4 protein-coding genes are annotated in these 12,243 nt (G+C 51.7%); 3 read left to right on the forward strand and 1 reads right to left on the reverse strand.

The features are described from left to right. Positions 1-4,125: a DUF4855 domain-containing protein gene (locus tag AC0YNW_RS29085; RefSeq protein ID WP_475834796.1), complete on the forward strand. Its 4,125-nt coding sequence runs from the start codon at positions 1-3 to the stop codon at positions 4,123-4,125. Positions 4,126-4,190: 65 nt separating this feature from the next. Here AC0YNW_RS29085 and pdxR read toward each other — a convergent pair whose 3' ends face one another. Continuing rightward, the gene (gene pdxR, locus AC0YNW_RS29090) at positions 4,191-5,600 is read right to left on the reverse strand and encodes a MocR-like pyridoxine biosynthesis transcription factor PdxR (RefSeq protein ID WP_475834797.1); all 1,410 of its coding nucleotides are present in this window, start codon (positions 5,598-5,600) and stop codon (positions 4,191-4,193) included. Between the two features lie 113 nt (positions 5,601-5,713). Here pdxR and AC0YNW_RS29095 point away from each other — a divergent pair, with 113 nt between their 5' ends. Further along, on the forward strand, positions 5,714-6,700 hold the full coding sequence (locus AC0YNW_RS29095) for an aldo/keto reductase (RefSeq protein ID WP_475834798.1): 987 nt from the start codon (positions 5,714-5,716) through the stop codon (positions 6,698-6,700). 581 nt (positions 6,701-7,281) lie between these two features. Further along, positions 7,282-12,243, forward strand: a 4,962-nt coding sequence (locus tag AC0YNW_RS29100) for an immunoglobulin-like domain-containing protein (protein ID WP_475834799.1), incomplete at its 3' end; no start/stop codon positions are given.

Below are 12,243 nucleotides of genomic sequence, written 5' to 3' on the forward strand. Positions count from 1 at the left end.
GTGAAAACAAGACGAGTATTGACTGCTTTGCTGCTTGTCCACGTCATGCTGTTATCGTTGATCTCATCCGTGTATGCGGAGGAGCCGGGCGGAGAAGGCACCGAGTTCTATAATCTGGCTCAAGGGAAAACGTACACATGGTCGGATCAGCCGGAGGACGCTTTCCCGGATGACGGGACGAAGCTGACGGACGGCAATGCTGCTGACCCGTCGCGTAACAGCGGCAACTGGGTGGGCCACCGCTACAAAAAATCCCGTTCGGTTGTGTTTGATCTAGGCGAGCAAAAGACGATCCAGGAAGTGAACGCGCGTTTCCTGCACGATTGGCCGAACAACGAAACGCTCGTACCGCTCACCGTTTCATTCTACGTATCGGACGATGGGGTGAACTGGGGCGTATTGTCCCATAATGCGACACAGTTGCTATGGGGCGATCAGACCAACATCGAGACGTATACATGGGACGGCAGTCCGGAGACCGGAGTTGTGGGGCGTGGCGATTATACCGAAGGGCTTGTGTACGCTCAGTATGTGAAAGTGGTGTTCTCCGTGCATCCGAAGGCATGGAGCATGATCGACGAGGTGACGATTACCGGCGCGGACGGCTTGATCGACGGAGCTCAGACAGTGCAGCCTGATCCTTACGGCCTTCAGCAGCCTGGGGATGCTACTGGCGGGATTGAGAACTTGGGCTTGCTGTATAACGGGCATTACGCGGACGGCACAGGAACTTGGACGAAGGAACGGGTTATCCCTAATATCAGCTATGTGAACAAGCAGGGGGAGCCTGTTGATTGGCTGTTCGACGGCGTGCTGTATCTGGGTTTGACGTCGGAGAACGGCAGAGGCTTTGGAGCGACGGACGCAGCCGGCAAAGCCAGAAAAGAGGAATGGGAATGGTATTTGAATAAAACGTTTAACGCCGGCGGCGATATGAGCGCGTTGAACGAGGCGACGGTCGAGGTAGGCGCGAAGCTTGGCGAGCCCGACCGTAAGACGAAGGTTGTTCTGATGATTCCCGATCCGGGCGAATATCAGTCCGATTTCGGCAGCATTGACGGTGAAAGTCTGAACTTCGATGTTAGCGCAGTCGGTGATGCCGCATCGCTGGACAACCGGGCCAAAGCGATTCAGTGGTGGACCGATGAAGTAGAGGCCAGATGGGCGGCTGCGGGCTACTCGAACCTGGAGCTCGTCGGCATGTATTGGCTGGAGGAACAAATCAGTACGCATGTCACAGGCCCGGAGATGGTCAAGAGGGCGAGCGACATCGTTCATAACGCTGACCTGAAGATGTTCTGGATTCCTCACTCTTTGGCCTATAAGAAGTTCATGTGGAAGGATGTCGGCATCGATGCCGTATCTCTGCAGCCGAACTATTTCTTCGAGAAAATGGAACTCTCGCGTCTGGAAGATACAGCGGATATGGCGAAACGGTACGGCATGTCGCTGGAGCTGGAGTTCGATGACCGGATGATCAACGACGCCGTCTTCCGCGAGCGGTTCATCGATTACTTGAACAGCGGCGTGGATACAGGGCTGATGCAGCAAGGGTATAAAGCTTACTATCAAGGCAACAACGCCGTTTACAGCGCGGCGAAAAGCGAGGACCCTGCTACCCGCGTCCTCTACGATTGGCTATATCAATTCGTGAAAGGCACTTATGAGAAGCAAGACGCTGCTCCGCCTGATGTTGTAGCGCTCATGAACGGGCAGCCGATCTCGGAGCATACGATCGTGCCCGATACGACCCAAGCGGCCTTCACCTGGACCATTCCGGGAGATGACGACAGCGGGATCGTCAAAGTAACGGCCAAGTATGACGGCAAACCTTATATCGAAGGAACTGTGATGGATCTGACGGGCAAGCCGGGCAAGCATGTGCTGGAGTTAACGGTGGCGGCTGCCACATCCAAGACAGTTAAATATGTAATAGAGGCTCGCTTGGGCGCAGACGGCCTGTTAGCCCTGGTTGACAAGTACGCGGAAAACAATCAGCTGAGTGATGCCGACACGAACCGCGCTATGCGCAACGCCTTGATCATGATGGAGCGTACGCAAGAGAGCGATCCTGAGCAAGCCAAGCGCTATTTGCAGGCATTCAATGCGAAGCTGGAAGAGGCGAAAAGCCTTGAGTTTGTGTCGGAAGGCGCTTATACGGCGCTGAAGGAAGGCGTGTATTACGAGATTGGAAGCATCGCACAAGATAAACAAGCAGAGGCGTCCTCGACGGAAGCGGCTGGTCTGGAGCCTGGGAAGGCGCTAGATGGCGCACCGGCCACGCGTTGGGCGAGTGAAGTGCGCGATACGTCTTGGTTCCAGGTCGATCTGGAGGGCCAGCAAACCTTCGATACGATCCGCATCGATTGGGAATATGCACGCGCGGACCAATACCGTATGAGCGTCTCAGATGATAATCAGACGTGGCGTCCCTTGAACGTCGGCGACAATGGCGTGGTTAAAGCGGCGGACGGCAAGAACACGCTGGTTTTCCCGGCAACGACGGCAAGATATATCAAGTTTGAGGGACTGAATCGGGCAACGTTCTACGGTTATTCCTTCTACGAATTCGGCGTGTACGATCTTGCCCTGCAGCAAGAGATCAAGACGTTGGACGGTATTCGAGCTGCCGTAGATGTCACTTCGAAAAATGTCACGATCGACGGATTGGTCATGAACGGGAAGAAGGAGCATGTGTATGTCAAAGTGCTCGACCCGAGCGGCAAGATCCAATATACCGGCCAGACGGACACCGAGGATGACGGAAGCTTCCGGATCGCCTTCAAGCTGACCGGAGAAGCGCAAGGAATGTATAAGGTTGAGCTTGAAACGGATGATATGACGACTCCTGAGCTGACCGCTTTCGAATATCGCAAGCCGCCTTCCAATGGCGGAGGTAGTGGTGAAGGGGGTACGGCGCCGGATCCGTTTAGCTTGCAAGCGGACGGTTCAGTCAAAGCCGTGCTCGTCCCGATGCTTAACGGCAAAAAGGCCAAGGCTTCGGTCGGAGCGTCGGATCTGAATGCCGCCATTCAGAGGGCAGCGGCAGACAGCAACGGCGACAAGCATGTTCATCTTGAATTGAAGCCGTCGAATGCGGCTGGCAGCTATGCGCTGGAGCTTCCTGCGGCTAATCTGACGGACCAGCCTAATCTGATTCTGCATATCGCCACACCGTACGCCCAGTTTGTTTTGACCGGAGATATGCTAGCTGGAATCAAGGCGAATGCCGGGAAGTTGCTCGTTACAATAAGCGATCATGCGGGCGAGTATCGCGGCAACGAAGCGGCGGGACGGATTGGAAATAGGCCGATCGTGCAAGTTGCTCTGCAACTGGATGGGGAGGCTCTCTCTTGGAGCAATTCGGAGGCGCCAATCCCGATTGCGATTCCGTATTCGCTCAAGGCGGGAGAGCAAGCGTCTGAGCTGCAAGCCTACGAGTTGACGGGCGACCGCGCGACTGCAATCAAAGGTGTGTCGTATGATAAAGACAAAGGTGTGCTGCGGTTCTCCATCGATCATGTCGGCGTCTATGCCATCGGCGGCGCGAAGCCAGTTGCGTTCACTGATCTTGGCAAGCATGAATGGGCGCGTGAGGCGATTGAGAAGCTGGCCGAGAGAGGCATCGTCCAAGGTACCTCGATTGAAAACGGTACCTTTAGCCCCGCCAATCAGGTAACGCGAGCTGATTTTATCCTGATGCTGGTGAACATGCTTAACCTGCGCGCCGAGATTACCTCGACATTCGCTGATGTGCAACCGAAGGATTATTACTACGATGCGGTGTCCATCGCCAAGCAGCTCGGCATCGTTTCGGGAGTGAATGGGGTCAACTTCGCCCCTCGTGAGCCGATCAGCCGCCAGGACGCTATGGTTATGCTGACCCGAGCGCTGCTATCGACGGGGGCAATCAAGCCGTCTGCATCCGGTTCAACGCTTGAGGGTTACCGTGATGCGAGTCAGATCGCGCCATACGCTGCGGACAGCGTGGCAACGATGCTCAAGCATGGGCTGGTTACGGGCTCCAACGGCTACATGATGCCGAAGAGTACGACCAGCAGAGCGGAAGCGGCGACATTCCTGTATCGCGCTCTTCAGTTGATCGAGGGGCAGCAGGAGGGATAGACGCAGGAGCCTTTATTTTAAATAGCTATTCATAGCAGAGAGCAGGCTGCCAACGCAGCCTGTTCTTAATTTTCACCCACAAACTTCTGTATCCGACGCATGCCTTCCTCGATCTTCTGGGCGCTCAGATTGCCGTAGCCAAGCACAATTCCCGTTTCATCTGGTCGGTCAGACCAACAATAATCAACGGAGCACTCAATCAGAAATCCATAAGGGGCTGTATCTCCCCAAGGAAGAAGCGCAAGTCGCTTGGAATGAAATTGAACCATAACATGCATGCCGGCCTCGTCGCCCAGAATCGATATTTCATCCCCTAAAACATCATGGAGACGTTCCCTCAACAACGCTCTCCGTTTTCGGTATACCTTCTTCATTGCATGAATATGGCGGTCCAATTGGCCGTCTTGAATGAACTGGCCCAATGCTTTTTGAATGAGAAGCGGGGTGAACATATTGAGTTTGGCTTTCCTATCGGCAAACCTGTCCATCAGGGCGGGAGGTACAATTAGAAAGCCGATGCGCAGACTTGGCGACAAGGTCTTGCTGAACGTACCGACATAGATGACACGGGATGGAGACAACGTCTGCAGAGGCGGAACAGGAATGCCTCTTAGCCGGAATTCGCTGTCATAATCGTCTTCGATCAGATAGGAATCGGCATCTTCCGCCAGCCGGATCGCCCTCTGCCTGCGCTGAATCGATAACAAGCTTCCGGTAGGAAACTGATGCGAGGGCGTTAGCAGAGCCAAGTGACCGGGCGCAAACCGATTGAGAGATTCCATCTTCATGCCGTTCCCATCTACCTCTACAGGGACAAGCTTGTAGCGGGACTGCTCGAAGATATCCCTTGTAAATTCGATGGTCGGATTCTCCATATAGATAGAATGAAAGTCTGAAGATAGAGTTAAGGCTGTCAGCATAAGCCCCTCCGAGGCGCCCGAGCAAATAAATATCTGCTCAGGCAAGCACTGTATGCCCTTGGCCCGGAATACATAGTCTCGGATCGCACAACGTAAATTCCAGTCTCCCCGAATATCCCCGTAGCCTGGCTCTGCATCCGCAATCGATTCGGCTGCGTTTCTCACATATTTCGCCCATGCCGTTCTCGGAAACAATTCCAAATCCGGAATACCGGTCGCAAAATCGATGATATCCGAGCGTCCAGCGTGTGCCGTGCTCGAGACTGGGACTTCAGAAGTCACGATACTTGCCCTATCTCTAGGAGCCAGCATGATTCCTTCAGCTACATAAGTGCCCGAACCGACGCGGCATTCCAAATAACCTTCAGCTGTCAGCTGTTCGTATACTTCAATGACGACATTGCGGGCAATTCCCCATTCTTTCGCCAGCGTACGGGTGGGCAACAAGCGCGTGCCCTCTGTCAGCTGACCAGTTTCAATCAAGGCCCGTAATTGCATGCATAGCTGTCTTGTTGCGGATAACGCGGAGCTTTTGTCGATCATTATGCCATACATACACCGATTCTCCCATCATTGGTTCCTCAAATTCCGATTCAATTGGACCTCATCGAGAGCCATTTCCCTCATTATAATGAAGTCAAGCCAATCCGAATAGGGAGGAAATGACAATGAACAAAACATTAGGGAAAACAAATATTGAGGTAAGTCCGCTTGGTCTGGGTTGCTGGGCGATTGGAGGTCAATTTACGTTAGATGGAATCCCCGATGGCTGGGGAGAGGTGAATGATAAGGAATCGATTGAGGCGATCCAGGCCGCCATAGCGATGGGTATCAACTTTTTCGATACGGCTGACGCATACGGGGTGGGACATAGCGAGCAGGTACTTGGCCAAGCGGTGAAAGAGAGACGGAACGAGGTTGTCATTGCGACGAAATTCGGTTATACGAATAACGAGGCAACGAAGGAAGTATTTGGACGCCACGATGTGTCGCCCGCTTATATCAGACAGGCTTGCGAGCGGTCGCTGCGGCGTCTCGAAACGGATTATATCGATCTCTATCAAATTCATGTCGGCGGATTAAGCCAAGAGGAGATGAATTCTGCGATTGAGACGCTGAACCGGCTGCGCGAGGAGGGAATGATCCGTTCCTACGGCTGGAGTACGTGGGATGCGGCGAGAGCGGAACAATTCGCTTTGCAATCGGAGGGGGCGGCTATCCAGCATCCATTAAACGTCCTACGCGGCGATGCCGAGATGGTCTCAGTCTGCGAGCGTTACGGCTTAACGAGCATTAACAATTCGCCGCTGGCTATGGGGCTTCTAAGCGGCAAGTTCAATCCGGATTCAAAGCTGCCGGATACCGATGTAAGGGGCAGCCGCCATGAATGGGTCACTTATTTCAAAGAAGGAAAGCCGGTACCTGCGTTTTTGAACAAGCTTGAGGCTGTTAGAGAAATTCTGACCAGCGATAATCGTACGCTGGTACAAGGCGCGCTCGCATGGCTATGGGGAAGAAGCAGCGCTAACATTCCGATCCCGGGCTTCAAGACCAGGACACAAGTAGAGGAGTTAGCGGGAGCCATTGCCCGTGGGCCGTTGTCCCGAGAGCAAATGGAGGAAATAGCGAAAATATTGAATGCTGAAAAATATTGAATATAGTAGATTATTTACTTCATTAAGCAGCAGTAGTCTAGGGCATTGACCTGGGTGCTGCTGTTATTTGTTGCGGCAAGTAGACAAAAACGCATTGCACTTAAGAGCCCTTCGCCCCTATTAGCATGGCAGCTTATGACTGCCCGCTGAGAGGGGTTATTTTGATTGATAAATCGGAGGTTCTATTGCGCTGCTTGCTGGAAGAAGCGGTTAAACACCTTAGTTAAAGTCATGAACGATCGTGCGAGACTCTCGAAAAAACATCATCTCCCGACAATTCTCGACAGTTCGAGAGATTTTTGAGAGACGCTTCTGCTATCGTGGGGGAAACAAATGATGCAACAAACGATGAAATAGAGTAACGCAATGAAAACAATGTTGAATGCTATCTAATCCTGTCGGAAGGAGGAGCCGCCTTATTTAATTATTATGCATTTTACATAATTCGATTAAATCCGCTCACAGGTACAGTTCACTGGTTACGTTCACGGGGACGGTGAAGCCTTTTATCCTTATATAAATCAGCAATGCTTCAAGTGATGCGGATATCTCAGACACTCAAGAAAAACGGGAGGTAAAATATGAAACGCAGTTTAATAGTTGGACTTATTTTATTCATGGTTATTTCTATCGTTCAACCTTTTCCCGGCATGAATACTGCCCATGCAGCAGAGCTTACGATGGCTGGCTCGGGGACAGCAGCAGATCCGTACATTGTCACAACGGGAGCTGATCTTGCCAGTATTTTTGATTACAATAACTTGGGACCATTACAAGCTCATTATAAACTGGGCAATGACATCGATTTGAGCAGCTATGCTAATTGGGACCCGATCGGAAAGACGAATGCCTATTATGCCTTCCAAGGCGTGTTCGATGGGGCTGGGCATACGATTTCGAATTTAACTGTTCAGACAAGCTCGAATAATGCCGGTCTTTTTGGGTATATATCCAAGGCCACAATCCGCAATGTTAAATTAACTAATGTGAATGTGAACGGCAATGAGAGCGTAGGCGGCTTGGTTGGGACAAGCCTCACCAGTAAAGTATATAGCAGCATTGTAACAGGAACGGTGACAGGCTATAAAGAAGTAGGCGGTCTCATTGGAAGACAAGAACAAGGGGGCAGCACCGAAGGCAGTTATGCCAATGTGCAAGTCAGCAGTAATAACAAGTCGGGGTCGAGTCAAATTGGCGGACTGATCGGACGCAACGTTAATTCCACAATTACCAATAGCTACGCTAGCGGCAAGGTGACATCCACAGACTGTTGTGCAGGCGGTTTAACGGGCTATAGCATGACTTGGAATGGACAGACTGGCGGACAAGCCAGAATTACGAACAGCTACGCAATCGGAGAAGTGAGCGGTACTTCTTCCAAAGGCGGGTTGGTGGGGCTTAATACGAGCACGACGGTTTCTTCCAGCTTTTATGATAGAAGTACAACAGGCCAAGTCGACAGCGACAAGGGAACTCCTAAAACAACGACCGAAATGCAGAAGAAATCGACTTTCAATACATGGGATTTTAACGTCGTATGGGGGATTTTCGCAGGAGAATACCCGTTTTTACGTGAATTTCAAACGGAACCGTACTACCGGGTCCTTTACGACGCCAATGGAGCCACGAAAGGAAAGATTCCAGGCGATGTTCCAGACTATCGAGTAAATGAAACGGCTATAGCTGAAGAAAATAGCGGCAACTTGAAAAAAACAGCCTATCATTTCGTTGGATGGAATACGAAAGCAGATGGCAGCGGAAAGGCTTATGTTGCAGGCGAAGCAGTAGATACAGGTTCCCAGGACATCACCCTGTATGTGATGTGGGAAAAAAGTAATATATTTGAAGGCATGGGAACGTCGGCAGATCCGTTCATAGTGAAGACGGCAGACCAACTTAATAAAGTCCGTGATGATTTGGACGCTTATTATAAGTTAGGCAATGACATTGATTTAAGCGGCTATTCCAACTGGGAGCCGATCGGGAAAGATGGCCTCAACGTTTTTAACGGCGGCTTTGATGGGGCAGGTCATACGATCAAAGGGTTGAAGATCAATCGCCCATCTGATTCCAATGTGGGGTTGTTCGGTTACAACTATAAAACGATTCGCAATGTCGCCCTGGAACATATAGATGTTGTTGGAAATAATGATGTCGGTGGTTTAGTAGGGTTCAACTACGGCACGATTAGCAACAGTTACACCAGTGGACAGGTCAAAGCTAACAATTCCAATGCTGGCGGGCTAGTCGGGACGAATCGAAGCACAATTAGCGAAAGTTATTCCAGCAGTACAGTTACTGGTTCCATAAGAGTTGGCGGTCTAGTTGGCAATAACTACTCAACAATTGTAAGAAGTTATGCTAATGGAAAAGTGACGGCTTCTAATAATGCTGGAGGACTCGTAGGGTCAAATTCTTCAACGGTCTTAAATAGTTTCTACGATAAGGATTCCACCGGTCAAAGTGATACGGGCAAAGGAACAGCTCAGACAACGGCAGAAATGCAGAACAAGTCGACATACACGGCTGGTTTTTGGAATTTTAGTACCGTTTGGGGAATGAATGCAGGAAGTTATCCGTCGCTCAAATCATTCAAATATACGGTGACATATGATGCGAACAGCGCTACAGCGGGAAGCGCTCCTACGGATAATTTAACCTACAAAAATGGCGATACGATCACAATCCAGGGGAATAGCGGTGAACTGGAAAACCCAGGATATATATTCGGTGGTTGGAACACGAAGGCAGACGCCACTGGCGCAGACTATGCTCCCGAAAGTACGGTCGAAATGGATGCAGGACATATTGTGTTGTATGCGAAATGGGATGTAACCGATGACAAAGCTGTGGAGAACGCTAAAACGGTATTGGAACTCGGTTATGAGGACGAAGATAATCACGAGAGCGTTACTCAGAACCTGAACTTGCCTGTAACGGGAACAAACGGCACCACGATCAGCTGGTCGTCCAGCGATCCGACCGTCATAGCGAATGATGGAACCGTCAGCCGTCCATCTACAACAGAAGGGGACAAAACGGTAACGCTCACCGCAACGATTACGAAAGGCAGCGAGAGCGAAACGAAGACGTTCACCGTTACGGTGAAAGCACAGGGAGAATCAGATGCTGAAGCAGTGGTGAATGCTAAAGCGGCCTTGGAGCTTAGCTATGGCAATGGCGACAATGATGAAAGTGTGACCCAAAACTTAACACTGCCTGTAGCGGGAGCAAGCGACACCACGATCAGCTGGTCGTCCAGCGATCCGACTGTCCTAGCGAATGACGGCACCGTTAGTCGTCCAACTGCAACAGCAGGGGATCAAACGGTAACGCTCACGGCAACGATCACGAAGGGCAGCGAAACGGAAACGAAGACGTTCACCGTTACGGTGAAGGCACAGCCAGAGTCCGATGCTGAAGCAGTGGCGAACGCCAAGGCAGCATTGGAACTAAGCTTTAAGAGCGGAGATAGCACTGAGAATGTGACCCAAAACTTGACTCTGCCTGTAACGGGAGCAAGTGGCACCACGATCAGTTGGTCGTCCAGCGCCCCGACCGTTATTGCAAATGACGGAACCGTCAGCCGTCCATCTGCAACAGCAGGGGACAAAACGGTAACGCTCACGGCAACGATCACGAAGGGCAGCGAAACCGAAACGAAGACATTTGCCGTTAGTGTGAAAGCACAGCCGGAGTCCGATGCTGAAGCAGTGGCAAACGCCAAGGCAGCTTTGGAACTTAGCTTTAAGAGCGGAGATAGCACTGAGAATGTGACCCAAAACTTGACTCTGCCTGCAACGGGAGGAAGTGGCGCCACGATCAGTTGGTCGTCCAGCGATCCGATCGTCATAGCGAATGACGGAACCGTCAGCCGTCCATCTGCATCAGCAGGGGACAAAACGGTAACGCTCACGGCAACGATTACGAAAGGCAGCGAGACCGAAACGAAGACATTCACCGTTACGGTGAAAGCACAGCCGGAATCCAATACCGATGCCGAAGCTGTAGCACAAGCTAAAGCAGCTTTGGAACTCAGCTATGGCAATGGCGACAATGATGAAAGTGTGACTCAGAATCTGACCTTGCCTGCAATAGGAGCAAGCGGCACCACGATCAGCTGGTCGTCCAGCGATCCGACCGTCATTGCGAATGACGGCACCGTTAGCCGCCCATCTGCAGCAGCAGGGGATAAAACGGTAACGCTCACGGCAACGATTACGAAAGGCAGCGAGACCGAAACGAAGACATTCACCGTTACGGTGAAGGCACAGCCGGAGTCTGATGCTGAGGCTGTAGCGCAAGCTAAAGCGGCCTTGGAACTCAGCTTTAAAAGTGGAGACAGCACGGAGAGTGTGACTCAGAACCTAACCTTGCCTGCAACGGGAACAAGCGACACCACGATCAACTGGTCATCCAGCGATCCGATCGTCATTGCGAATGACGGGACCGTTAGCCGTCCATCTGCAACAGCAGGGGATAAAACGGTAACGCTCACGGCAACGATTACGAAGCGCAGTGAAACGGAAACGAAGACGTTCACCGTTACGGTGAAAGCACAGCCGGAGTCCAATACCGATGCCGAAGCTGTAGCCCAAGCTAAAGTGGCTTTGGAGCTTAACTATGGCAATGGCGACAATGATGAAAGTGTGACCCAAAACTTGACTCTGCCGGTGGCGGGAGCAAGCGGCACCACGATCAGCTGGTCATCCAGTGACTCGACCGTCATTGCGAATGACGGAGCCGTCAGCCGTCCTTCTGTAGCAGCAGGAGATAAAACGGTAACGCTCACGGCAACGATTACGAAGGGCAGCGAAACCGAAACGAAGACATTTACCGTTAGGGTAAAGGTACAGCCGGAATCCGATACCGATGCCGAAGCTGTAGCCCAAGCCAAAGCAGCTTTGGAACTCAGCTTTAAGGGTGGAGACAGCACGGAGAGTGTAACCCAAAACCTGACTCTGCCGGTGGCGGGAGCAAGCGGCACCACAATCAGCTGGTCATCCAATGACTCGACCTTGATTGCGAATGACGGCACCGTTAGTCGCCCATCTGCAGCAGCAGGGGATAAAACGGTAACGCTCACGGCAACGATTACGAAAGGCAGCGAGACCGAAACGAAGATATTCACCGTTACGGTGAAGGCGCAGCCAGAGTCTGATGCCGAAGCTGTAGCCCAAGCCAAAGCAGCTTTGGAGCTCAGCTTTAAGGGTGGAGACAGCACGGAGAGTGTAACCCAAAACCTGACTCTGCCTGCAACGGGAGCAAGCGGCACTACAGTCAGCTGGTCATCCAGCGATCCGATCGTCATTGCGAATGACGGGACCGTTAGCCGTCCATCTGCAACAGCAGGGGATAAAACGGTAACGCTCACGGCAACGATTACGAAGGGCAGTGAAACGGAAATGAAGACGTTCACCGTTACGGTGAAGGCACAGCCGGAGTCCAATACCGATGCCGAAGCTGTAGCCCAAGCTAAAGCGGCTTTGGAGCTTAACTATGGCAATGGCGACAATGATGAAAGTGTGACCCAAAACTTGACT

The organism is Paenibacillus sp. J31R120 (assembly GCF_056269225.1).

What these genes read in the sequence shown, in the direction of transcription:
- AC0YNW_RS29095 (WP_475834798.1), top strand. Translation starts at nt 5,714, where the DNA reads ATGAACAAAACATTAGGGAAAACAAATATTGAGGTAAGTCCGCTTGGT.
- pdxR (WP_475834797.1), bottom strand. Translation starts at nt 5,600, where the DNA reads ATGTATGGCATAATGATCGACAAAAGCTCCGCGTTATCCGCAACAAGA.